This is a genomic window from Streptomyces sp. TAA040 (assembly GCF_000424845.1).
In genome coordinates, this window is the sequence record NZ_AUKR01000013.1 from 160,893 (window position 1) to 184,744 (window position 23,852).

Sequence of the window (23,852 nt, forward strand, 5' to 3'; positions counted from 1 at the left end):
TTGGCGGGAAACAACCCAGGTTCCGCGCCGTCCGGGTTCGCGGCAGCGCGACTGCGGCGACCGGGTGCCGCAGTCGTTCCCAGTTCATCGGGCTGTCACCCGACGGACCGGTGGCCTGCACCTTCGACCCTACGTCAATCGGTCACTCTTCCCAGCCCCGGAAGAGTGACACGCATGTGGCAGCCTTGAGTCGATTCGGCCATCCCGATCCGCCCGCCGTGCAGTTCCACCGCCCAGCTGGCGATCGCGAGCCCCAGACCGGTTCCGCCGTCCTGGGCGGAGTCCGCCGTCCGGCTGAACCGCTCGAACACCCGCGCCCGGTCACCCTCCGGTATCCCGGGACCCTCGTCCTGCACCTCCAGCACCAACGATTCCGCACCGCCGCCGCCCCGCGCCCGCAGGGTGACCCGGCCGTGCGGAGGGCTGTGCTTCACCGCGTTGTCGATCAGGTTCGCCACCACCTGGTGCAGCCGCTCCACGTCCGCGTGGGCGGTCAGCTCGGGCGGCGACACGTCCAGGTGCAGATGGACGTCCGTACGGCTGTGCCCCGGCCCCTTGCTGATGTTCGCCTCCTTGAGGACGTTGGCCAGATACGGCCACACCTCGAACCGCTGCGCGTGCAGCGGTACCGCGCCGTGGTCCAGGCGCGAGAGGTCCAGCAGGTGCGCGACCAGCCCGCTCAGCCGCTCCGTCTGCCGCAGCGCGGTGCGCATCGTCTCCGGGTCCGGCTCCGACACGCCGTCCACGACGTTCTCCATCACCGCCCTCAGGGCCGCGATGGGCGTCCGCAGCTCGTGCGAGACGTTCGCGACCAGCTCCTTGCGGTGCCGCTCCACCGCCTCCAGGTCCGCCGCCATCCGATTGAAGGTCGACCCCAGCTCGCCCAGCTCGTCCCGGCGGTCGAAACGCACCCGGCGGGTGTAGTCGCCGGCGGCCATCCCGCGCGCCGCGTCCGTCAGCTCGTCCAGCGGCGCCACCAGGCCGTGTGCCACGAACTGGGTCACCAGCAGCGAGGAGATCACCGCGAACACCGCGATCAGCTGCAACTCGATCGCCGAGTGGAACGCCACGAGGATCAGGAAGGTGGTGATGCCCACCGAGGCGATCACCAGCGCCCCCAGGGCCGCCTTCACCGAACGGTACGGGTCGATCGGCCGCAGACCGTCCCAGGCCCGCTTCCGCAGCCGTACCGCGAACCTCCACCACGGCCCCGGCCCGCGGCCCGCCCCGGAGGTCACGCCGCCCTCACCCGCCGTCGGCGGTGGCCGGCGTCTCCAGTGCGTAGCCCACCCCGTGCACGGTGCGGATGCGCTCGGCGCCGATCTTCCGCCGGAGTGCCTTGATGTGGCTGTCCACCGTGCGGGTCCCGGAGGCGTCCGCCCAGTCCCACACCTCCGCCAGCAACTGCTCGCGGGAGAGCACCGCCCGCGGCGAGTTCGCCAGGCACACCAGCAGGTCGAACTCGGTCGGCGTCAGATGCACGTCCTGGCCGGCGACCCGCACCCGCCGCTGCGCGTGGTCCACCTCCAGCTCGCCGAACCGCAGCGAGCCCGCCTCCGGTGAGGCGGCGGCCATCGCGGCCCGCTCCACCCGGCGCAGCAGCACGTGCACCCGGGCCACCACCTCGCGCATGGAGAAGGGCTTCGTCATGTAGTCGTCCGCCCCGACCCCGAGCCCGACCAGCATGTCCGTCTCGTCGTCGCGCGCGGTCAGCATCAGCACCGGCACCGGCCGCCTGGCCTGCACCCGGCGGCAGACCTCCAGCCCGTCGAAGCCGGGCAGCATCACGTCCAGCACCAGCAGCTCCGGATGCCAGCTCTCCGCCGCCTGGACGGCCGCGGGGCCGTCCCCGGCGGTCTGCACCACGAAACCCTCCGCCCGCAGCCGGGCGGCGAGGGCCTCGACGATGGTGGGGTCGTCCTCGACCACCAGGATCCGCCGCTGCGCACCCGGGGTCGCCGATCCCGCGCCGTTGTGGGTCCGCGCCGTGCTCCTGTGCTCCATACGCCCGCCCTGTGCCATCCACGCCATTGACTGGCAGCAGCGTAGAGGGCCGGTGTCCGCAGCGGCTACGTCGGCCGGACCGCGAGATGCACCACGTCGGGCACGCCGCGCGCCACGGGGATCTCCTCGGTGCGCACCGAGGAGAAGCCGGCCGCCTCCAGCGCCGTCTCGAACGCGGCGGAGGGCCGGGCGGACCACACCGCGAACACTCCGCCCGGCGCCAGTCGGCCGGCGCACAGCGCAAGACCGGCGGGGGAGTAGAGCGAGTCGTTGTCCTCGGTGACCGTCCAGTCGGGGCCGTTGTCGATGTCGAGGCACAGGGCGTCGTACTGCCGACCGGGCCGCCGCAGGTGGGCCAGGAGGTCGTCCCCGACGAGCTCGGTACGGGGATCGGACCGCGCCCCGGCGGACAGCGGACCCAGCGGGCCCGACCGGTGCCACTCGACGATCGCGGGCTCCCGCTCCACCACGGTGATCCGGCCCCACCGCGGTTCCGCCGCCGCCTCGGCCAGCGAGAAGCCGACGCCGAGCCCGCCGATGAGCACCGAGGGCCCGCCGTGCGATCCGGTCGCGGCCCCGCGCTCCGCCGGCCGCGCCGTCTTCGGGGGTTCCAGCGCGTCCAGGGCCGCGCGGACCAGCCGGCGCTCCGACCTGCCGTCCGAGGTGTCCATCAGGAAGCAGCCGTTGGCGACGATCTGGAGCAGTTCCCCGTGGCGCCGCAGCACCACTTCGCCGAAGGGGCCGTCCCGGCGGTCGAGGACCTCCGGTGTGTGCGTGTCGAACAAGTCGTGCATGCCCCCATCCTTGCGCAGCCGCGACGGCCGCCCGTTGCCGCACTGACACCGAGCTGCTCCGGGTGGTTCAATGAAGGGGCGTTTCGCATCGTAAGGCCGCGGAACACGGGCGTGGCCCGACCGCGTCGGGCGAACCCCGTCCGAGCAGGGAAGGAGGCGCGCATGCGTACCCGGGCACGGTCGGTCGGACCGGCAGCACCTGCGGCGGCGCGCCCCGCCGTCCCCCGGCAACCCGCATCCCCTGCCGCCCGCCGGCAGGCAACGGAGCACATGCCCCCGCACACCCACCTGCTGCGTCTGCTGCCAACCCCGTTCGGTACCCCGTTCACGTTCTGCTTCGGGCTGCTGCTGGTGGCCACCACCCTGCTCATCCAGTTCGGCGACCCCACCGTGGTGACCCGGCTGCTGGCGGGCTCCAGCGCGGACGCCGCGAACCTCGCGGACGAGCCGCTGTTCGTACTGGTGGCCAGCGCGCTCTTCTACTCGGGTCCGCTGCTCTCCCCGTTCGCGATCGGTTTCGTCCTGGTGCTCACCGCGCTGGAGCGCCGGATCGGCGGCTGGCGCACCGCGGCGGTCTTCACAGCCGGTCACGTGGTCGCCACCCTGGCCACGCAGCTGACGGTGGCGGCAGCGGTGGCGCTGGGCCACCTGCCCGAGTCCTCCCTCAGCCGCTTCGACTACGGCATCAGCTACGGGGTGCTCGCCTGCGCGGCAGCCCTCGCCGGCGTCCTGCGGGTCACCTGGCTGCGCTGGACGCTGCTCGCTGCCCTGGCCACCTTCGTCGTCTCCGACCTGGTCTCCCTCAAGGACCCGGTGACCAACTGGGGGCACTTCCTGGCCCTGCTCATCGGCGTCGCGCTCTGGCCGCTGCTCCGCCGCTACCAGGAACGCGGCTCCGCGGCTCCGCGCAAGGCGTAGACGCCGAATCCTGCCACTCGTCCCGCGGGCCTCTGCGGTCTCCGGCCGGGCCGCCGGACGGCCGGGGCTTCGCTTTTTCCTGTGGCGGCCCCGTCCCCCCTGCCCCGGCCGACGGGTGTCCTCCTGCCCTCGGTCTCGGCGTGACCTGCCCGCCGGGTCTCGCTCACAGCGAACGGGCGGTGCGGCGGGAACATCGGCGGCCGTTCGCGCATTGAACCCGGCATACGTATTGAGTCAGCGCGACTCAACTTGCTTGCCGAGGGAGACGTCATGGCTGTGTTGCAGGAAACGTTCACCCTGCCCGTGCTGCCGCTGGACGACGAGGTGGTACTACCGGGCATGGTGGTCCCGCTCGACCTGTCGGAGTCCGAGGTCCGTGCTGCGGTCGAGGCCGCCAGGTCAGCGGCGCGCCCGGTCCCCGAGAAGAACGTCCGGCCGTCCGGCACCTCCGGGGTGTCGGGGGCCGCCGAGAAGCCGCAGGTGCTGCTGGTGCCGCGCGTGGACGGCAAGTACGCCTCCCTCGGTGTCATCGGCCGGGTGGAGCAGGTCGGGCGGCTCGCCGACGGCGATCCCGGTGCGCTCATCCGCGGCCTGGCCCGGGTCCGCATCGGCGCCGGAACCGGCGGGCCCGGTGCCGCGCTGTGGGTGGAGGGCACCCGGGTCGCCGAGGAGGACCCCGACCCGCTGCCCGGCGCGGTGGCCGAGCTCGTCAGGGAGTACAAGGCGCTGGCCACCGACTGGCTGCGCAAGCGCGGAGCCTGGGAGGTCGTCGACCGGGTCCAGCAGATCGAGGGGGTCGGCGCACTCGCCGACAACGCCGGGTACTCGCCGTTCCTCACCGCCGCCCAGCGGCTCGAACTCCTGGAGACCACCGACCCGGTGGCCCGGCTGCGCCTCGCGGTGCGCCGGCTGGGCGAGCACCTCGCCGAGCAGGACGTCGCCGAGTCCATCGCCAAGGACGTGCAGGAGGGTGTGGACAAGCAGCAGCGCGAGTTCCTGCTCCGCCGGCAGCTGGAGGCGGTGCGCAAGGAGCTGGCCGAGCTCTCCGGGGAGCCGGGGGACGAGGGCGACGACTACCGCGCCCGCGTGGAGGCGGCCGACCTCCCGGCGGAGGTCCGCAGGGCCGCGCTCAAGGAGGTCGACAAGCTGGAGCGGTCCTCCGACCAGAACCCCGAGGGGAGCTGGATCCGGACCTGGTTGGACACCGTCCTGGAACTGCCCTGGAGCGTCCGGACCCAGGACGCGTACGACATCCCGGGCGCCAAGGAGATCCTGGACGCCGACCACGCCGGCCTCGGGGACGTCAAGGAGCGCATCACCGAGTACCTGGCGGTGCGCAAGCGCCGCATCGACCGCGGCCTCGCCGAGGCCGGTGCCGGACGCGGGGCCGGAGACGGGGCCGCGGCGGACGCGGAGGAGGACGGCGACGGACGCCCCGGCACCGCCGGTACGCCCTCCTCGGGACGCCGCGCCGGCGGCGCGGTGCTGGCCCTGGTCGGGCCGCCCGGTGTCGGGAAGACCTCGCTCGGCGAGAGCGTCGCCCGGGCCATGGGGCGCCGGTTCGTCCGGGTCGCTCTCGGCGGTGTCCGGGACGAGGCCGAGATCCGCGGGCACCGGCGCACCTACGTCGGCGCGCTGCCCGGCCGGATCGTCCGGGCGGTCAAGGAGGCCGGGTCGATGAACCCGGTCGTCCTCCTCGACGAGGTGGACAAGGTCGGATCCGACTTCCGCGGCGACCCCGCGGCGGCCCTCCTCGAAGTCCTCGACCCGGCGCAGAACCACACCTTCCGCGACCACTACCTGGAGATCGAGCTCGACCTGAGCGACGTGGTCTTCCTGGCCACCGCCAACGTCCTGGACTCCGTGCCGCAGCCGCTGCTGGACCGCATGGAGGTGGTCCAGCTCGACGGCTACACCGAGGACGAGAAGATCACCATCGCCCGTGACCACCTGCTGCCCCGCCAGCTGGAACACGCCGGGCTCACCGCCGACGAGGTCGCCGTCACCGACGACGCCCTGCGCAAGCTGGCGGCGGAGTACACCCGCGAGGCGGGCGTGCGGTCCCTGGAGCGGACCGTGGCACGGGTGCTGCGGAAGGTCGTCGCCCGTACGGAACTGGGCGACGCACCGGACGGCGGCGGTCTGCCGTACACCATCGGCCCCGACCGCCTGCGGGAGCTGATCGGACGTCCGCACCACACCCCGGAGTCCGCCCAGGACCCGGCGGAGCGGCGCACGGCGGTGCCCGGTGTGGCCACCGGACTGGCCGTGACGGGGGTGGGTGGTGACGTGCTCCACGTTGAGGCGTCCCTCGCCGATCCGGAGACCGGCGGGGCCGGGCTGCACCTGACCGGCCAGCTGGGGGACGTGATGAAGGAGTCGGGCCGGATCGCCCTCTCCTACCTGCGCTCCCGCGGTGCCGAACTGGAACTCCCGGTCGGCGACCTCAAGGACCGCGCCATCCACCTGCACGTGCCGGCCGGGGCGGTGCCCAAGGACGGCCCCAGCGCGGGCGTCACCATGACGACGGCGCTGGCCTCGCTGCTCAGCGGACGTCAGGTGCGTCCCGACGTGGCGATGACGGGCGAGGTCTCGCTCACCGGGCGGGTGCTTCCGGTCGGCGGGGTGAAGCAGAAGCTGCTCGCCGCGCACCGCGCGGGGATCACCACGGTGGTCATCCCCAAGCGCAACGAGCCCGACCTGGACGACGTGCCCGAAGAGGTGCTCGGCGCCCTCGACGTGCACCCGGTCTCCGACGTGCGGACCGTGCTGGAGCTGGCCCTGACCCCGGCGTCCGCGGCCGCCTCCCCGGAGGTGCCGCTGGCCGCGTGAGGGCCGCGCCGTGCCGCCCCGGCGCGGGGCGGCACGGCCCGAACGGCGGACGCCCCACCGGCTCCGGCACCGGCCCCCTTCGCGGGGCGGAGCGCCGGAGCCGGTGGGGCGTGTCCGGGCACCGCTGCGAAATACTGTCGACCGGGCGAGGACGCGGGAGAAGGGCCCCGCGCCACACTCCGTCGAGAGGGGCAGGCACGTGCAGGAGAGCGGGACCGGACCGGACGGCTCCGGGGAAGTGGAGCAGGGTGCGGCCGACGGCGCGGACCCCGCCGGGCCGGACCTCTCGGCCGCCGGCCCCGAGGTCCTGGCGCTGGAGCGCGAGGTGGCTGTCTTCCTGCGCCGGGCCCGGGCCTTCTCGGGGGAGCTTGCGCGCGCGGTGCACCCGGACCTCGAACCCGCCGCCTACGGCCTGATGCTCCGCCTGGAGGACGGTGGACCGCAGCGGGCCACCGTCCTCGCGGCGTACTTCGGGGTCGGCAAGGCCACGGTGAGCCGCCAGCTGCGCACCCTGGAGTCGCTCGGGCTCCTCACCCGGTGCCCGGACCCGGACGACGGCCGGGCGTGGCTGGTGGAGCTCACCGAGGAGGGGCACGCGCGCTTCGCCCGGGTCCGCCGGGCCCGCCGCGCCCGGTACGTACGGAACCTTGCCGACTGGGACCGTGAGGAGGTCGCCGAACTCGCCCGCTTGCTCCACCGACTGAACAACCCCGCGGGCGGCTGACCCGGAACGTCGTCGTGGCCGGGTTTCTTGGTGTGGCCGGGCCGTCCCGGCCGGAGCCGCTCGCGCGGCTGGACACCGTCGGGGCCGGACCTCGCGGTGCGGCCCGGGGCGTGGGCCGTGGTCCGGGGCCGGGTCAGAGCTCCACCAGCACCACCGATGCGTCGTCGTGCTGCTTGCCGCGCGGGAACGCGGTCCCCGACGGATCGGCGTCCTCCGCGCCGCGTACGCGCGCGACGAGCGCATCGGCGCCTTCCCTGCGCAGCAGTGCACTCAGCTCCGCCCAGCCGCCCAGCCGGAAGATCTCCGTCCAGCGGGTGGCGCCGTCGGTCAGTGCGGCGAGGCCGCGGACCTCCTCCCGGGGGGTGCGCCCGGTGACCGCCAGCGCGGCCACCGCCGGATCGGCGGCCGCGGTGTGGAAGCCGCCCTCGGTGTTGCGCAGCGCCTCGATGCGCGGACGGCGTTCGCCGGGCGGGCAGCCGTCCAGGGAGGCGCGTGCCAGGTCCAGCCGGGTGTCCCGCACCGCAGTCACCGAGCCGGTGGGGGACTCCAGGAGCAACACCGAATCGGAGAGCACCAGGTGCTCGACCGACTCCTCGTCCCACCGGGCGAGCACCACGGTTGCCTGCGGCGTTCGAGGGTGAGAAAGATCACAGATTGAGGAGTGAGTCGCAGAGGTAAGGGAGAGGGACTCCGCCAGGCACTGACACAGCGTCAGTTCCCTGTGTGCGCCGCAGTGTTCGAGTAGCGTGCCGCCCAGCCGTGCCACGAACCAGGGGAGCCCGTGCTCGCACCCGTCCGGTCCCGCTGGCGGTGTCACCCCGTCGAGGACGACGAGCGCTCCGCCGGCCCCGGAGGCCGGTACGGCCGCCGAGGCGAAGTCCTCATTGGCTTTCCGGGGGTCGCCCGGAACCGAAACGAGCTCGATGCGCATGCCGCCGAGTCTGCCCGAGGACCCGTGCGAACGCCGTCCCGGTGCGCCGACCGCGGACCGGTGGAAGCGGAACACCGACCGGGCCCGCCGGCCGCGGCACGGACCGCGGGACGTGGACCGGCGGCCGTCGGTCGCATGCGCAGGTGGGCGCGGAGCGGCGGGCGGCGGGGCGGTCCGGGGGGTCGAGCGGCCCCGCTCCGGACGGACGCGAGCGGCGCCGAGCGGGATGGGCGGGAGGTGTCGGAGAGACGTGGAAACGGCCGACGGAACGAAAGCGCACGGAGTGGGCCGGGTTCTGCCGGAATACGCCTGTCCGTGATCGTTGCGGGTCGGCATCATTCCACGCGGTGGCCGTCGTTTCCAACCCCCCGGCTCTGCGGCCGGGCGGGGCGCCGTGCTCCCGGAGTTGTTCCCGGACTACCGAGTGTTGTTCACTCCTTCGAGTGGCCCGGCGGAGGATCACCGTCCGTCCCCACACGGCACTGAGAGGGTCGGTGGCCGTCATGGGAACGGGTCGGGGCAGGTCTTCTGTCGGGCAGGTTGGAGGCGCCGTCCGGGCAATCTTCCGGGCGCCGGAGCGAGATTGCGAGTGCGGGTGGGCAAGAAGCGACTTCGGGGCGCCGGTGGGCAAGAGCCGGAAGCCACCGCTGGTTCCCCGCGACGCCGGGCGAGAGTACGCAACCGACTCCTGGTCTCCGTCGTCCTGTGCGCGGCGGCGGTGCTCGCCGCAGGCGCCCCCGGCGTGCTGGCGGTCTCCCGGGACCTCTCCGCATCGCAGGACCTCGCCGACGGCGCCGGCACGAGCCGCGAAGCGGTGTCGCTCGCGCACGCGGTGGCCGAGGAGCGCGACCTGATGGTCCGCCACCTCGCCGGGACGAACGGCTCGGCCGCCGCCCCCGTCGCACAACCCGCCGACCCCGTCGCACAACCCACCGCCCCGGCGGGACAGTCGACCGATCCGAACGACCCGGCCGCCGACCTCACCGACCCGGAGGGCGGCGGGTCCGCGGCGGACACGGAGGGCTCCACCGGTCCCGAGGACGAGGCCGTGATGTCCCGGGTCGACCGCAAGGCGTCCGAACTCCGCGACCGACTGCCCACCGACGTGCGCCGACTGCTGGACAACGTGCCTGTCACCCGGCAGGAGGCGCTGACCGGCGACAGCACCGCGTTGGGGGCCTACACCGCGTACACCGCCGTCGTCCATGCACTCGGCGGCGTCGCCGAGGCGAACGCCCGTGCGCTGCCCTCCCGGTCCGCCGAGCTCACCACCGGTACCGCCGACCCCGAGACCGCCGCCGCGCTGCCCTTCCTCGGTCGCGCCGCCGGATTCGCCGCCGCCGAGCGCGGACTGCTGCTCGCCGCCCTGGCCGCCGGCGGGCCGCAGACCGAACTGACCTCCACCGCCCAGCAGGTGCGCGCCCGGGAGCAGGCCGCCCTCGCCGACTTCGAGCAACTCGCCGGTGACACAGCGCGCGAGTCGTACGACACGACCGTCACCGGCGGCGAGGTCGACACCGCGGAGCAGTACCTCGACCTGCTCGCCGCCCGGCCCGAGCTGAGCCCGGAAGCACAGTCGGTGAACCAGGAGCGGGTCGATTCCGCCCTCTCCGCACGGATCGACCGGATGCGCGGGGTGCAGTCCTCGCTGGCCGAAGCCGAACTCGCGCGCATGGAGCAACTGCGCAACGAGGCCGTCACCGAGCTCCAGTTGGCCCTCGCCCTGCTCGGCGCCGCGCTCCTCCTCTCCCTGGGAGCGAGTGTGCACGCGGCCCGGTCGATGGCCCGGCCGCTGGCCGCGCTGCGCCTGGGCGCGCAGCGGGTGGCCGCCGACCCGGTGAACCAGGAGCCGGTGCGGTTCACCGGCCGCAACGACGAGTACGCCGACGTCATCCGGGCCGTGAACGCCCTCCGCGAGACCTCCCTGCGTCTCGACCAGCGGGCCGGGGAGGCGGAGACCGACAGCGTGCAACTGGCCTCGGCGAAGAAGACCCTGAGCGGCGAGCGGGAACGCCTCCGCGAGGAGCAGCAGTCCCTCAGTGCCGAACTGAAGTCGCTGAACGGTGCCGTGCACGGGACCTGCGTGCAACTCGCGCTCCGCAACCTCGGACTCGTAGAGCGGCAGCTCGCCCTCATCGAGTCGCTGGAGCAGAAGGAGCCCGAACCCGAGCAGTTGGCCACCCTGTTCCGGCTCGACCACATGGCCACCCGGATGCGGCGGCACGGCGAGAACCTGCTTCTGATGGCCGGGGCGGAGCACGCCGCGACCGGCCACCATCAGGGCCGGGTGCCGCTGCTGGACGTTCTGCGCGCGGCGGTCAGCGAGATCGAGCGGTACGAGCGGGTGGAGTTGGCCTCCCTGCCGCCGCACGCCCAGGTCGCCGGGTTCGCTGCCGATGACGTCAGCCATCTCGTCGCCGAGCTCCTCGACAACGCGACGGCATTCTCACCGCCCGACTCCGAAGTGCGGGTGTCCGGCTGGATGCTGGAGAACGGTGAAGTGATGCTCTCCGTGCAGGACGAGGGCATCGGCATGACGCAGGAGCGCCTCGCCGAGCTCAACCAGCGGCTGGACGACCCGGCGGCCCAGGAGCCGCCCGCCGCCGAGAGCGAGGGCGGGCTCGGCATGGGCCTGTACGTGGTCGCCCGGCTCGCTGTCCGCCACGGTATGCGCGTCCAGTTGCGCGAGCAGAAGCACGGTGGTGTCGCGGCCGTGGTCGTCCTGCCGCGGACACTGCTCCCGGACCGCCCCGCGCCCACTCCGGCAGCCGGTACCTCCGGCGGCACCGTCTCCGCGCTCCCGGGCTCGATGGCGGAGGTGAACTCCCCCAGCCTGCCCGCCCGCCGGGGCAACGACGACGCAGCTGCCCCTGGCCCCGTCGACGTCGTCGACCCGGCCGTGGCCCAGGCCGCCGGTGCGTCCGAGGCCGCCGGCGGCCCGGGTGCCGCCGAGGATGTCCCGGCTGCTTCCGGCTCCGCCGGACCGGCCCACGCACCGGTGGCGGAACCCGAGGAGGCGAAGGCGAAGGCGAAGGCGGAGACCGTCCTCGCCTCGGGTCGCGGGAGCGCCGGGACCGCCACGCCCGAGGTGTCGGCACTGGCGGACTCCGGTCCCGGCGGCACCGCAGGGGAGGACGACGCGGCAGCGGCCGCCGACGAGGCCGCCGGTGCCGGGACGTCACCCGGCGTCCCGGCACCGCGGGTCACCGGCAAGGGGCTGCCGAAGCGCACTCCGCACCTCACCGAGCCGGCCGAGGTGTCGCCACCGGCCGGCCCCGACCGGCCCCGCAGCGCGCACGCGGAGGAACTGCGCCGCCGTCTCGGCGGGTTCCAGCAGGGTTCCCGCAAGGGGCACCTGGAGGTCGAGGCCGCGATATCCGGCCCGGCGTCGACCGACGCTCCGGCGGGCGTGCCCGAGACGTTCCCGGAGGCCCGGTCCGCGGAGGAGCCCGAGCAGGGCACCGCCGAGGTGCTCCCGGCCCACGGCAGCGTTCCGGACGGTGAGCAGCAGCCCGCGCGCAGCGATCACGTGGCCCCGCCGTCCCGCGGGGACGCCCCGCCCCGTGAGGAGGACACCCCGCCCCGGGACGACGACCCGGACCGCGATGCCGCGACGACCCGGAGCGTGCCTTCGCACCCCGGCTCCGGGACGCAGCAGGCCGCGCAAAGGGCAAGGGCGGAACCGGTCGCGCGGGCGGGCGCCCCGACCGACGACGCCCTGGCGGGCAACTCCGCGGCGGACGCGGGACGGCAGCGGCAACCGGGGGCGGAAGACAACGGCGGTACCGCCGAGGAGGCACGTCAGTGAACGCGTCCACCACCGACCACACCATCAGCAGCGAGGCCCGGAACCTCCAGTGGCTGCTCGCCAACCTGGTCGAGGAGGTGCCCGGTGTGCGCTCCGTCGCCGTGGTCTCCTCGGACGGCCTGCTGCTGCTCTCCTCCGACCCGGCGCTCACCGCGGAGCAGGACGCCGACGCACCGCAGGGAGAACCCGCCGCCCGGCCCAGAGGCGGACCGAAGGGGTCGAGCGCCGACCTCGCGACGATCGTCTCCGGCATCGGCTCGCTGACCGCGGGTGCCGCCAAGGTCATGGACGGCGGCAGGATCAAGCAGACCGTCGTCGCCATGGAGCACGGCTCGGCCTTCGTCATGGCCATCAGCGACGGCTCGCTGCTCGGCGTGTACGCCGCGCCGGACAGCGACATGAGCGTCGTCGGCTACCACATGGCCCTGTTCGTCGGCCGCGCCGGACACGTGCTCACCCCCGAACTCCGCACCGAACTGCGCAAGTCGATGGAGCCGGCCCAGTGACCTCCCCTCCGCCGCTGCCCTTCCGCTCCGCGGGCGACCGCAAACCCGCGCGGGTCCGCCCGTACTCGCTCACCGGGGGCCGGACCCACTTCGGACACGTGCTGCTCGTGGAAACCTTCGTGGCAGCCGTGGAACCGCAGGCTCTCGCAGGCCCGGACGACCGCCGCGAGTTGCCGGGCAACGGCACCGGTCTGCGGGACCGGGTGATGCCGGAGATGCGGGCCATCGTCGACGTGTGCCGGCGGATGCGCTCGGTCGCCGAGGTCGCCGCCCTGCTGCGGATGCCGCTCGGGGTGGTCCGGGTGCTGCTGAGCGATCTGGCGGACCAGGGCAGGATCCGCGTCTACGGAACCGGCCGCGAGACGGCCGCACGACCCGACCACGCGCTGTTGGAAAGGGTGCTGGGTGGACTTCGCAGGCTCTGACACCGAAACGCTCCAGGAATGGCAGAAGGACACCGGTCGAGCGCCGATCGCGACGAAGATCGTGGTGGCCGGCGGCTTCGGTGTCGGCAAGACGACCTTTGTGGGCGCGGTCTCGGAGATCGAGCCGCTCACCACCGAGGCGCTGATGACGCGGGCGAGCGAGGAGACCGACGACCTCAGCGCCACCCCGGACAAGACCACCACCACCGTCGCCATGGACTTCGGGCGGATCACTCTCGACGCCGACCTCGTGCTGTACCTCTTCGGCACGCCCGGGCAGCGGCGCTTCTGGTTCATGTGGGACGACCTGGTGCGCGGCGCCATCGGCGCGATCGTGATGGCCGACACCGGACGGCTGGAGGACTGCTTCCCGGCGCTCGACTACTTCGAGAGCTGCGGACTGCCCTACGTCGTGGCGGTCAACCACTTCGAGGGCACCACCCCCTACGACGCCGAGGACGTCCGGGACGCGCTGTCCGTCCCCGAGCGGGTCCCCGTGGTGGTCATCGACGCGCGGCGACGGGCCACCGTGGTGGACGCGCTGATGTCGCTGGTCCGGCACGCCGTCGACCTCACCCCGGCCTGAACCGCCCGCCCCTGCCCGCAACCCGCCCGATCAATCCCTGAGGAGATCCGCCGTGCGGAAGATACTCGTCGTCGGGGCCGGCCAGTCCGGCCTGCAACTCGCCCTCGGACTCCAGTCCCGCGGGTACGAGGTCACTGTGATGTCCAACCGGACCGCCGACGAGATCCGCGGCGGCCGGGTGATGTCCACCCAGTGCATGTTCGACCGGGCGCTGCAGCACGAGCGGGACCTCGAGCTCAACTTCTGGGAGAACCAGGCACCGCGCTGCGAGGGCCTCGGCGTCTCGGTGGCGGGCCCGGACGGCGGACGGGCCGTCGACTGGCTCGGCACGCTCGACGGCTATGCCCAGTCGGTCGACCAGCGGGTCAAGATGGCCGGGTGGATGGAGACCTTCGCCCAGCGCGGCGGCCAACTGGTCATACACGGCGCGGCGGTCTCCGACCTGGACTTCTTCGCCCGCACCTACGACCTCGTCCTGGTCTCGGCGGGCAAGGGCGAACTCGTCTCCATGTTCGAGCGGGACGCCTCCCGCTCGCCCTACGACACCCCGCAGCGCGCCCTCGCCGTCTCCTACGTGCACGGCCTCGCGCCGCGTCCCGAGCACCCGGAGACCGACGCCGTTCGCTGCAACCTCGTCCCCGGTGTCGGCGAACTGTTCGTCATCCCCGGCCTGACCACGACCGGACGCTGCGACATCCTCTTCTGGGAGGGCGTGCCCGGGGGGCCGGTGGACGCCTTCCGGGGCATCAAGGACCCCGCGGAGCACCTGGCGAAGACGCTGGAGCTGATGGAGCGGTTCACGCCCTGGGAGTACGCCCGCGCGACCAACGTCGAACTCACCGACGACAACGCGACTCTCGCGGGCCGCTACGCCCCCACCGTCCGCAAGCCGGTCGGCCGGCTGCCCGGTGGCGCTGCGGTGCTGGGGGTGGCCGACGTCGTCGTCGCGAACGACCCGATCACCGGGCAGGGTTCCAACTCCGCGTCCAAGTGCGCAGCGGCCTACCTCGACGCGATCGTCGAGCGCGGCGGCCTGCCCTTCGACGAGGAGTGGATGCAGGGTGCCTTCGACCGCTACTGGGACACCGTCCAGCACACCACGAAGTGGACCAACGCCATGCTGGCCCCGCCGCCCGCGCACGTGCTCGACCTGATCGGTGCGGGCGGGGAGCTCCAGCCCGTCGCGGACCGGTTCGCCAACGGCTTCGACGACCCGTCCGACTTCGCGCACTGGTTCTACGAACCGGAGATGGCCGCCGCCTACCTGGCGCAGCTCACCGGCTGACCCCTCGGGCGCGCCCGAGGGCCGCGTTCCCCGCGCCCCCGGACTCCGCTCGCCGGCCAGGACGCCCCGGTCCGGGCGCGCCCCTCCCGGGGCGCCCGGACCGGGGCGTTGGTGCGCGGTACGGCCCCGACGAGGGCACCGTGACCGCAAGGCCTTCCCGCCATCCCAGCTCCGAGTCCGTCCATGCAGGCAAGCGGGTGGGACGCCCCAGGTCTTCCCGGGACGTCCCGCAGACCTCGCCCTTCCGCCGGCGCGGGCACAGGATCGATGTCGCAAGGCCGGACCAGGCCGTCGGCAGGACCACGATTCGGTCGGGCCCGACCGAATCGGTCCAGGAAACGGGAGAGACGATGAACCTCAGGAAGAAGCTCACCGGTGCCGCCGGCGTCCTCGCGGTGTCCGCGGGGCTGCTCGGCGCGGATCTGGTCACCGCGCCCCAGGCGCACGCCGCCGCGACCTGCACCACCGCGGTGTCGGTGAACATGGGCAGCCACTACTACGGGCAGCAGCCGTCGACCAACAGCTGGTCGACGAACTGCGTCCTCGCGCAGGGCAATCAGGGCTTCGCGGTGGAGGCCCTCCAGCGGTCGCTGAAGCAGTGCGTGAACGGCTGGACGCGGAACAACGTGGCGGTGGACGGCATCTACGGGCCGAAGACCGCGCAGGCCGTGCGGTACGCCCAGGCCACGTACGGGTCCGCGGTGGACGGCGTCTACGGCCCCGACACCCGGGACGCCATGCGCTGGTGGTCGCAGAACTACGGCAGCGCCGGCGGCTACGCCTGCCGCGGCTGAACGGCACACCCGTCCGCACCGCCCCTGGCGCGGCCGCACGGTCCCGGCCCCGGTATGTCACATGTACGGCGCGACGAACGGTGCCGCCGGCTGCACCTACGGCGGTTCGGCCTGAACCGTTCCGCCCCCTTCGCCCCCTTCGCCGGGCCCCCCGGGGAAGGGGGCGAAGGGGGCCGCGCGGGGGCACGCCGCCTGCCCGGCGCTCAGGCCGGGTCGGCGGCCGTCCGCTCCGACGGGTCGGGACGGACGGCTCCCAGCACCGGGTTGGCCGCGATCGGCGACACCTTCACCCGTGTTCCCGGCCGCGGGGCGTGCACCACCCGGCCGTCACCGAGGTAGACCGCCACATGGGTGGCCTCCTCGAAGTAGACCACCAGGTCGCCCGGCCGCAGCTCGTCCATCGGCACCCGGGGGAGCTGCCGCCACTGCTCCTGGCTGGTCCGCGGCAGCGCGCGCCCCGCCCGTCGCCAGGCCTGCTGCGTCAGCCCCGAGCAGTCGAAGGAGTCGGGCCCCTCCGCGCCCCAGCGGTAGGGCTTGCCCACCTGGTCCAGCGCGTACCGCAGCGCCCGGTCCCCGGGCTCGGACGCCGTCAGGGTGCCGTTCAGCGTCTCCGTCGCGAGGAACCTGCGCTGGGACGCCTCCGTCTCCCGCTCCTCCATCCGCCGCAGCCGGAGGAGCTCCTCCTCGTCCAGGGAGGCCAGCAGCCCGGCCACCTCGTCCATCCGTGCCCGGACGGTGTCCTGCTGCTCCTTCCGCTCCTCGGTGAGCTCGCGCTGCCGGTCCACGGCACGCTGCGCCCGGGCCGTCGTCCGGTCCAACCGCCGTTCGCCGCCCGCGAGCCGGCGCACGGTCAGTGCCTGACCGCCCGCCGTCCGCTCGAGCAGCCGCTGCTGCGCCAGCGCCCGCTGCGGATCACGGTGCAGCAGCAGCCGCAGGAACGGCGTGAGCGAGGCGCTGCTGCCGTCCCGGTACTGCCGACGGGCCAGCCGGCCGGCGTCCACCCGTTCCGCGTCCAGCCGGGTCCGGGCGCCGGCCAGCCGCGCGTCGAGCGCGGCCACCGTCGCCCGCTGCCGGGCGAGTTTCTCGTCGGCGGCGTTGAACGCCTGCGTCGCCGCGCCCGCGTCCCGGTAGAGCCCGCGCAGTTCGGTGAGCAGCTCGCCCACCGGCCGCTGCCGCGGCGGCAGCGGCGCCCCCGCGGCCGACGGAGCCGCCAGCGCCAGGACCACCGCCGTCGCCGCCCCGGCGCACCAACGCCCCCGCCCCCCGGTGCGGTTGCTCCCGGCCCCGCGGCTGCGGTGCGGTGTCCGTCGCGGCGCCTCGTACGGCGCACCCTGCCGTGCGGCACCACCGAGTGGCGCCGAGGGGCCCGGGCGCAGCGCTCCGGGTTCCGGTTCACCGTACTGCCCGCTCGATCGAGCTGACACACCATCACCTCCTGTCGGTCCAGGTGATCGTGACAGCGTGCGGTCGTATGGTACGAGTGGTGTTGGGCGGAATCGCCCAACAAGCTCACTCGCAGGTGGCCGATCTCCCACCGTTCGGCGTGGGGGCTCGCCTCCCACCCGCCCGTGTGTGGGGGCCGGGCCCCGCGCAGGTGCCGGAGCGTGCGCCGCCCGTCGCCGTTCCGCCCGTCGCCGTTCCGCCCGGCCACGGGGCAGCCCGGCCGCAAGGCGTTGGGGTCGGCTGGACTGTGGGGTCGTGAGGCGGCGAGGTTGCGACCGGGCGGGCCTCGGGGCCGTCGCCGGGCCTGATCGGGGCAGACGGAGTGGAGGCCTGCCCCCCGACGCGCTCTCCAGGGCCCGGGGGGCAGGTGCTGCGGGGGCTGCCCGTACAGCCCCGGAGCTCCGCAGTGCATGCGGGCCCCGTACCGGAAGACCGTCCACCGGGGCGAGCGGGCAGCGGCTGACGTGCCGTACGCACCGCTGCCGGACCGCGGGTCTCCGGTCCGTGCGACGCCGCGTGTCGGGCGCGGGTCTCTCCCCGGGCGTGGGGGCGGGTCGCCGGCAGGGAGGACCGGACGACCGCCAGGGCGCAGGAGATCACCCTCAGGGGAAAGTAGAGAGGACTAGACCAGTGCTGTCAATAGTCCGGACCAGTCCCGACGGGTGCGTGACGGCGCGAGGGCCCGGGCCCTGACCGGGGCGGCCCTGTTCCTCCTCAGCGCGGCTGCGGGGGAGTGGGCCGGCTCCAGGGCCACTTGACGCCGCGCCGTGGAGCGCCGTCCGGGTCGTACACGTACTTCCACCCGCGCGGCAGCCCGAGCCGGTTCATCCCGGCGGGCTCCAGTACGTACACGTACACCAGCGGCGCGCCGCCGTCCGCGTCCGGTACGGGGATCTCGTAGCGCTTCGGGGGGCGGCCGGTCGGGCCCAGCAGCACCGGCAGCGACCGGCCGTCCATCGGGCCGCCCACGAACGGCGTCTCTTCGCTTCTCACCCGTCCAGTGTCGCGCAGGCTCCCACCCCGGGGCCGCGCGCGGGGTCGTCGGAGCCCCTGGGCTCCGCACCCGGCGGACACCGTGGCGCCGGTGGGCATCGCGTCACAGGAGGTGGCCGGCCCCGCTCACCACCGGTGCCACCCCGCGGGCCAGCCGCCCCGCCGGGCCGTCCGCCTCCTCCAGCTCCAGCGCGCCGCGCAGCGCCGCGGCGGCGTCCGGGTCCCGGGCTGCGGTGGCGGTCAGCATCGCGATGAAGTGGTCCAGCATCCCGTCCCGCAACTCGTCCAACGCGGGCTGCTTGCCCTCGTCCAGCCAGATCAGCGAACCGGCCTCCACGGCCGAGATCCAGGTACGGATGGTCATGCGCAGCCGCAGCCCCGGTTCCGCCACCCCGAGGTGCGACAGGATCCGGTCGGCGGCGGCGCTGCGGACCCCGTCCACGATCGCCGTGGTGCGCGAGGTGCCCACCACGCGACCGCCGCGCAGCAGCGCGGTGAACCCGGCGTCGTGCTCGTCGACGAAAGCCAGGTAGCGGTCGAGGGCGTGCGACAGCCGGACAGTCAGCGGACCGGAGCGCGGTTCGGCGAAGCAGCGCTCCAACTCGTCCGCCGCCGCCCGCAGTGCCGTCTCGTAGAGCTGCTGCTTTCCCCCCGGGAAGTAGCGGTAGACCAGCGGCCGTGACACCCCGGCGGCCGTCGCCACGTCGTCCAGCGACACGTCCTCGGGCGCCCGCCGGGCGAACAGCCCGAGGGCGCTGGCGATCAGTTGGCTGCGGCGTGCTTCCACGCTCAGTCGTCGGTACGCCGGGGCAGTCATGTGTGGCAGCGTAGCCGCCGACCCGCCCCGTGCCCCAAGCCGCCGGTGGCCGGGCTGGCGGGGCGGGGGCCACCGGGCCACCGGGCCGCCGGGGGTGTCGCGGGGTGGAGCGTGTCAGGCCAGCAGGCCCGAACTGCGCCACAACCGGCGCCCGACGCCCTCGAGCACACCGATCTCGTCGAAGAAGTCGGTGAGCCGCCTGGCGCCGCTCTGCATCACCTCGCGCCGGTGACCGCTCGCCTTGACCTGCGCCACCGCCTCCCGGCGATCCAGCCCGACGTTGGTGTACACGTCCGGGTTCACGAACGAGACCGAGAAGACCCGGGCGGCCTCACCCGAGCTGATCCTCGTCAGTTGTCGCTCCCAGCGCGGCGCCGTCTTCATCTGACGGCGCAACTCCTCCCGGGCGTAGCGCACATGACGCGCCTCCTCGATGACGTGGATGCGCGTCACGCCGCGCACCAGCGGCTGGACGCGCTCGTCGGGGAAGGTGAGCCGCTGCATCCAGTCCAGGATCTCCTCGCCGAGGAGAGTGGCGGCGAACGACCCCGGGGTGGTCGAGACGGTCTTGAGGACCCGTGCCAGGTTGTGGTGGAACCGCGTGACCGGGTATGCGGGGGTGCCGCCGGTACTGATCATCCGCGCGAACATCATCGAGTGCCGGCACTCGTCGGCGATCTCGGTGAGCGCGTACCGGACGTGCGAGCTGGTCAGCGACTTGTCGTAGATGTGCCGGACCAGCAGCTGCATCAGGATGATCTCGAACCAGATGCCCAGCGAGGCGAGCGAGGCTGCCTCGTGCCGGGCCAGGTCCATCCGCTGCTCCTCCGACATGCGCTTCCACATCGGCGTGTCGTAGAGCGAGACCAGCTCCGGCGGCCAGAACCACTTGCCCTCCTCGAAGGGCGCGTCCCAGTCCAGCTCGGTGTCGGGGTCGAAGGAATGCTTGCGCGACGAGGCGAGCAGCCGCTCGGCCACCTGCTCGCGGTCCTTGAGGAGTCCGAGCGCATCCCGGAGGGCCGCTTCCTCGGTGGCGGACGAGTCTGCGGAGGGGGTGCCGGTCGCGGGGGTCGTCGTCATGGCTGAGGTACCTCGCTGCTGGGGGTTACCGGTGGTCACAGGGAGCACCCCACTTATGGGACTCTGTGTCAGCAAGGTAGTCAATCCCCTGTGGGGGAGAACTTGACCCACCGGTAACGTCGCATCGCCCCGCGCCCCTTGTCGCCCCCGTGCCCGCCCGGGGGTGTTCCGGGCCGGACGTGTGGGCCCTCCCTGTCCGCAGCGGGCCGCCCGGGGGCCTCACCCGGCGTCGGCTCCGGGCGCCTGCTCGCAGTGCGTCCACGCGGCGCTTCGGGCCTGTCCCGCTCCATGATCCAAGCGCTCGGCGTGGCGACGTCTGCGCTGCTCACGGAGGTCCGCGGGTACTTTCACCGCCCCGGTTGCCCCGGGGCGGGAAACCCGTTCCGAGACACCCCTGGAGAGCTGGTAGTGTTCTACTCGTCGCCACCGAGAGTGGCGGACGCGCCCCCGTAGCTCAGGGGATAGAGCAACGGCCTCCGGAGCCGTGTGCGCAGGTTCGAATCCTGCCGGGGGCACCCTGTATGAGGTGCCCAAAGACCCCGTCACCAGCGGAAACGCTGTGGTCGGGGTCTTCGCGTATGTGCAGGCGGGTGCCGCTCTAAGCGGGCGTTTGCCAGTGATCACGTTGTAATAGCGTGTTGATCTTGGAGGGCTCCGCAGCAGGTCACCAGGCGTTTTCACCGGGCCTCAGCGATGCCCCGGAGCATGCGCGGACGGACGGAGGCCCAGCGAGATACGGGGCCTCCGTCCGTCCGTGTGGCTCTCTTCAGCTAGCGGTGTCGCCCTCCCCGAGCCCCAGCATGATGCGGTCGTTCATCTCCTGCTCCTGGCCGTCTATGCACTTGGCGTAGATCTTCAGGAGGACGTCCACCGAGTGGCCCGCGCGAGCGGCGACCTCCGGGGCCGGCACTCCCGAGTTGAGCCATTGGGAGACGCCGGCATGACGGAGGTCGTACGGTCGGAGGGCGAGGACCGACGACACCTGAGCCGGGGTGAGCGCGAGTTCCCGAGCCTGCTTCCACGCCCGCGAGTACGACGAGGCCGCGATCACGTTGCCCCGTTCGCTGGAGAACAGCCGCCCGTCCGTCGCCGTACCGAACTCGACCAGGTGGTCTCGGAGCAGCTTCACGAGCGGAGGCGGGACGGGAACGATGCGGACCTCCCCCTGAGCCCGCTGCTTCAGCCCGCGCCGGTCGTGCGCCTCACCGGAGTCGGTCCACGCCTTCCCGGCCGTGGGACGGGTCTCCGCCAAGTCGATGCGGCCCCAGCCCGCGGCCGGAAGGGTGCAGTCGGAGCGGCGAAGGCCGAGTGCCTCACCCGGCCGCATGGCCGCGTAGTACAGGCACCCGAAGAAGGCCCGCAGCCGTCGACCGCTTGCCCGCTCATAGCCGCCCACGTAGGTGAGCGCGGTCAGCAGCTCCCGAGCCTGCCGCGGGTTGACCACCACCCGGCGGTCGACCTCCTGCACCGCCCGTTTGCCCCGCTTGCGCCGGACCCGGCTGAGTGGGTTGGACGTGAGGTGCTCCAACTCCACGGCGAAGTCGAGAGCGTTGAAGACAACCGCCCGTCGACGCCGGTAGGTCTGAGTGGCGGCTGGCTTGCCGTCCAGCTTCCTCCCCAGCCCGTCGATCAGCTCATGCACACGAGCGATCTCCTGTAGCTCGCCCACCGGAAGGGAGGCTTTCTCGATCCACTGCACGGCAGAGCCGATGTCCGCTGGCCGCTCCTGCTCCCTGCGCGGGACGGGCAGGATGTGGGAGCGCAGGGCCCGACGCAGTACCTGCGGGTCGGGTCGCCCCCGTCCGGGCTTGACGAGGACAGGCACGACCGTCGCCAGGGCATCCGTCATGCTGTCCCGCTGCTTGGCTGACGCCTCCGGCCAGCGGGCATCGACGTACTTGACGGCCAGGTCGAGAAAGGACAGCGCCGCCTTCCCACCGCGCAGGGAGTCAGGCAGACCCGTCACGGTGTCGAACGATTCGCCCTTGTCGAGCGCCCGCATGAGCTTGGCGCGGAACCGGTCGGCCAGCGCTTTGGTCTTGTGCGACTCGCTGAAGGGCTGACCGTCGACCACCCAGCGCACAAGGTACGTCGGCTTCTTGGTAGTTCTGTTGACCGACAGCTTCCAGACGGAGACCTTGTAGGACTTCATGAGGCCGGCTCCTCCGCCCGGTCCTCCAACCAGTCGTTGAGCACGTCACGCCTGACCCGCAGCTCACCGTTCGGCAACCGGATGCAGGCCGGTGCGAGGCGCAGTTCTCGCCAGCGGTAGAAGGTGCGCCGGGAGACGCCGCCGAGCTCGTCGAGCACTTGGCGCACGGTGAGCAGTTCGGTACGACTACGCGCCACGGTGCTCACCACCTTCCCGTACGGATGCGGCGATCAGTGCTTCGGCAGGGGTGTATCCACGCCCGGCGTAGCGCCACTGGCCGACCGCGAAGGTGGGTCGACCGTCGAGGCCGAGGGAGTCGCGCAGCTGGGCGGCCTGGTGCTCCGTGCGGGCGTTGCGCAGAGCGGTGAGTGTGGTCGAGCACCGCCGTGACTTGGTGGAGAAGTGGCCGCGGTAGCCGAGCATGTGGGCCCAGCGCCGCAGTCGCAGATGCCCGAAGGGCGGGAGCCCGCCGAGCCACCAACATGTGGCGAGCATGCGAAGCGTATGCCTCCGGACGGGAAGCAGAGCGAGGTCCGAACCGTGCCGAAGCCGTACGGAGGACGCGCCGGCTGCCTCTGCTCCCTTGGTCGCGTACTTGGCGATGTACGCCGCTACGGCTTGCGAGGTGACCAGGTCAACGTCGTCCGCTCCTGCGATCGGTCGCACATCCACCTGCCGCCCGAAGCACAGCACCCGAGGGCCCAGGATGTCTTCCCCCGCCGCCTGGACAGCGACGAGACCTGCTGCACGGATGACAGCGTCAGCCAACAGCGACGGAGTCGCCCAGCACGGGGGAGGCGTGGCCGGCCCCTCCGGGCCGTCGAGGCGGATGACGGCATGGAAGTGAACCAGGCCGCGACGCTGGTACTCGGCAACCTTGGCGAAGCTCAGTCGGGCAGCCTCGGAGAACCCGGCGCGGCTCAGTCCGATGCGGCGGGCCAGCTCCCTGCGCAGTTCCAGGGTGAACCGGTGCCAGAGCTGACCCGACTGCGCCTGCCACAGGACCGCTCCCGCGTAGTCGTAGCAGTGCGGGCAGAGCGGCTCACCGAGCCGCGGATCGTCGCGGAGGTGCCGCAGGTGGCAGCCGAGCGCGACGCCGTGAGGACAGGACTCGCCGCCCTTTCGGGGGCGGCAGGGCTGGACCTGCCCGGACCGTTCGCGCCGGGTGTGCACCGGGCCGAAGCCCGGGGCGGTGAGCGTCGCGAACACTTGCGGATGAGTGACGACGCGCTGACTCACTCCCTTACCGCCGACGAGCCCGGCCCGCAGGAGTTGGAAGGTGTCCGCGCGGTAGACCGCCGAGCAGGACGGACAAACGACGTGGCGCCGGTTTCCACAGGCGACCAGCAGCCGATCACCGGCCTGCTCCGAACCGTGGCTATGCAGCACTTCACCGGTGGCACCGTCGACCAGAGCAGTGGTGCCGATGAGGCGCACCGGGTTCGTACATCCTCCGAGTCGGACGATGCGGCGCTGCCAGGAATGGAAGTCCGGGCGCGATCCGCGCTCTACGAGGGTGCTGACGCCCGGCGGCAGCACGGTGGGAATCTGCGAGTTGCTCACCGGCCGCCTCCGAACGCCTCGCTCATCACCGCGGCGATGGCTTCCGTCCGGGTCTTGGCGCTGAAGCGGAGCGTCGGATCCGTCAACCAGAGCGCGGCTCCGTGACCGGGACAGACATGCTGTTCACGGCCGTCCGAGTTGACGAGCACGACGTGTTCTCGGCCAGAGCAAGTGGGTCGGGACTCCTCATGAAGTTC

General features: G+C 73.0%; 20 protein-coding genes and 1 tRNA gene. 10 read left to right on the plus strand and 11 right to left on the minus strand.

What is annotated here, in order from left to right:
- Nucleotides 1-134 precede the first annotated feature (134 nt).
- The 3 genes from H300_RS26780 to H300_RS0113815 all read right to left on the minus strand — a co-directional run bounded on the left by H300_RS26780 (nucleotide 135) and on the right by H300_RS0113815 (nucleotide 2,798).
- Nucleotides 135-1,184, minus strand: a complete 1,050-nt coding sequence (locus H300_RS26780; protein ID WP_037980313.1) for an ATP-binding protein — start codon at nucleotides 1,182-1,184, stop codon at nucleotides 135-137.
- A 61-nt stretch (nucleotides 1,185-1,245) separates the two neighbouring features.
- Nucleotides 1,246-2,004: a response regulator transcription factor gene (locus H300_RS0113810; protein ID WP_028427906.1), complete on the minus strand. Its 759-nt coding sequence runs from the start codon at nucleotides 2,002-2,004 to the stop codon at nucleotides 1,246-1,248.
- 65 nt (nucleotides 2,005-2,069) lie between these two features.
- Nucleotides 2,070-2,798, minus strand: a complete 729-nt coding sequence (locus H300_RS0113815; RefSeq protein ID WP_028427907.1) for a spermidine synthase — start codon at nucleotides 2,796-2,798, stop codon at nucleotides 2,070-2,072.
- 270 nt (nucleotides 2,799-3,068) lie between these two features.
- Between H300_RS0113815 and H300_RS26785 the strand changes: the two genes are divergently transcribed.
- From H300_RS26785 to H300_RS26790, 3 genes are all read left to right on the plus strand, one after another.
- Nucleotides 3,069-3,716: a rhomboid-like protein gene (locus H300_RS26785; RefSeq protein WP_051270029.1), complete on the plus strand. Its 648-nt coding sequence runs from the start codon at nucleotides 3,069-3,071 to the stop codon at nucleotides 3,714-3,716.
- Between the two features lie 270 nt (nucleotides 3,717-3,986).
- Nucleotides 3,987-6,548, plus strand: coding sequence for an endopeptidase La (lon, locus tag H300_RS0113825; RefSeq protein ID WP_028427908.1), 2,562 nt, complete (start codon nucleotides 3,987-3,989; stop codon nucleotides 6,546-6,548).
- 307 nt (nucleotides 6,549-6,855) lie between these two features.
- Nucleotides 6,856-7,272, plus strand: coding sequence for a MarR family transcriptional regulator (locus tag H300_RS26790; RefSeq protein WP_037980318.1), 417 nt, complete (start codon nucleotides 6,856-6,858; stop codon nucleotides 7,270-7,272).
- 133 nt (nucleotides 7,273-7,405) lie between these two features.
- Here H300_RS26790 and H300_RS32390 read toward each other — a convergent pair whose 3' ends face one another.
- Nucleotides 7,406-7,888: a hypothetical protein gene (locus tag H300_RS32390; RefSeq protein WP_486583807.1), complete on the minus strand. Its 483-nt coding sequence runs from the start codon at nucleotides 7,886-7,888 to the stop codon at nucleotides 7,406-7,408.
- Nucleotides 7,889-8,921: 1,033 nt separating this feature from the next.
- Here H300_RS32390 and H300_RS26795 point away from each other — a divergent pair.
- The 6 genes from H300_RS26795 to H300_RS29310 all read left to right on the plus strand — a co-directional run bounded on the left by H300_RS26795 (nucleotide 8,922) and on the right by H300_RS29310 (nucleotide 15,607).
- The gene (locus H300_RS26795) at nucleotides 8,922-12,011 is read left to right on the plus strand and encodes a nitrate- and nitrite sensing domain-containing protein (protein WP_051270030.1); all 3,090 of its coding nucleotides are present in this window, start codon (nucleotides 8,922-8,924) and stop codon (nucleotides 12,009-12,011) included.
- The gene (locus H300_RS0113845) at nucleotides 12,008-12,517 is read left to right on the plus strand and encodes a roadblock/LC7 domain-containing protein (RefSeq protein WP_028427911.1); all 510 of its coding nucleotides are present in this window, start codon (nucleotides 12,008-12,010) and stop codon (nucleotides 12,515-12,517) included. Before H300_RS26795 ends, H300_RS0113845 begins: the two co-directional genes overlap by 4 nt.
- Complete coding sequence (locus H300_RS0113850; RefSeq protein WP_028427912.1) at nucleotides 12,514-12,942, plus strand: DUF742 domain-containing protein; 429 nt, start codon at nucleotides 12,514-12,516, stop codon at nucleotides 12,940-12,942. The genes H300_RS0113845 and H300_RS0113850 overlap by 4 nt, the downstream gene beginning before the upstream one ends.
- Nucleotides 12,923-13,528 (plus strand): GTP-binding protein, encoded by a 606-nt coding sequence (locus tag H300_RS0113855; protein ID WP_028427913.1) that lies wholly within the window; start codon nucleotides 12,923-12,925, stop codon nucleotides 13,526-13,528. Before H300_RS0113850 ends, H300_RS0113855 begins: the two co-directional genes overlap by 20 nt.
- Before the next feature lie 52 nt (nucleotides 13,529-13,580).
- The gene (locus H300_RS0113860; protein WP_028427914.1) at nucleotides 13,581-14,813 is read left to right on the plus strand and encodes a styrene monooxygenase/indole monooxygenase family protein; all 1,233 of its coding nucleotides are present in this window, start codon (nucleotides 13,581-13,583) and stop codon (nucleotides 14,811-14,813) included.
- A gap of 350 nt (nucleotides 14,814-15,163) precedes the next feature.
- Complete coding sequence (locus H300_RS29310) at nucleotides 15,164-15,607, plus strand: peptidoglycan-binding domain-containing protein (RefSeq protein ID WP_028427915.1); 444 nt, start codon at nucleotides 15,164-15,166, stop codon at nucleotides 15,605-15,607.
- Between the two features lie 203 nt (nucleotides 15,608-15,810).
- On the opposite strand, the gene H300_RS26805 is transcribed toward H300_RS29310, so the two are convergent.
- From H300_RS26805 to H300_RS0113885, 4 genes are all read right to left on the minus strand, one after another.
- Entirely contained in the window at nucleotides 15,811-17,031 is a 1,221-nt protein-coding gene (locus H300_RS26805; protein ID WP_158678367.1) for a C40 family peptidase, read from the minus strand.
- Between the two features lie 733 nt (nucleotides 17,032-17,764).
- On the minus strand, nucleotides 17,765-18,043 hold the full coding sequence (locus tag H300_RS0113875) for a hypothetical protein (protein WP_028427916.1): 279 nt from the start codon (nucleotides 18,041-18,043) through the stop codon (nucleotides 17,765-17,767).
- A gap of 103 nt (nucleotides 18,044-18,146) precedes the next feature.
- On the minus strand, nucleotides 18,147-18,860 hold the full coding sequence (locus H300_RS0113880) for a TetR/AcrR family transcriptional regulator (RefSeq protein WP_028427917.1): 714 nt from the start codon (nucleotides 18,858-18,860) through the stop codon (nucleotides 18,147-18,149).
- Between the two features lie 114 nt (nucleotides 18,861-18,974).
- Nucleotides 18,975-19,940, minus strand: a complete 966-nt coding sequence (locus H300_RS0113885; RefSeq protein WP_028427918.1) for an AurF N-oxygenase family protein — start codon at nucleotides 19,938-19,940, stop codon at nucleotides 18,975-18,977.
- Between the two features lie 443 nt (nucleotides 19,941-20,383).
- Here H300_RS0113885 and H300_RS0113890 point away from each other — a divergent pair.
- Nucleotides 20,384-20,455 (plus strand) — tRNA-Arg (locus H300_RS0113890).
- A gap of 251 nt (nucleotides 20,456-20,706) precedes the next feature.
- On the opposite strand, the gene H300_RS0113895 is transcribed toward H300_RS0113890, so the two are convergent.
- The 3 genes from H300_RS0113895 to H300_RS0113905 are packed head-to-tail and all read right to left on the minus strand — an operon-like array spanning nucleotide 20,707 to nucleotide 23,640.
- Nucleotides 20,707-22,092 carry a site-specific integrase gene (locus tag H300_RS0113895; protein WP_028427919.1) on the minus strand — a complete coding sequence of 462 codons (1,386 nt, stop codon included), beginning with the start codon at nucleotides 22,090-22,092 and terminating at the stop codon, nucleotides 20,707-20,709.
- Nucleotides 22,089-22,289, minus strand: a complete 201-nt coding sequence (locus H300_RS0113900) for a helix-turn-helix domain-containing protein (protein WP_028427920.1) — start codon at nucleotides 22,287-22,289, stop codon at nucleotides 22,089-22,091. Before H300_RS0113900 ends, H300_RS0113895 begins: the two co-directional genes overlap by 4 nt.
- Entirely contained in the window at nucleotides 22,279-23,640 is a 1,362-nt protein-coding gene (locus H300_RS0113905; protein WP_028427921.1) for a replication initiator, read from the minus strand. Before H300_RS0113905 ends, H300_RS0113900 begins: the two co-directional genes overlap by 11 nt.
- Nucleotides 23,641-23,852: the final 212 nt, after the last annotated feature.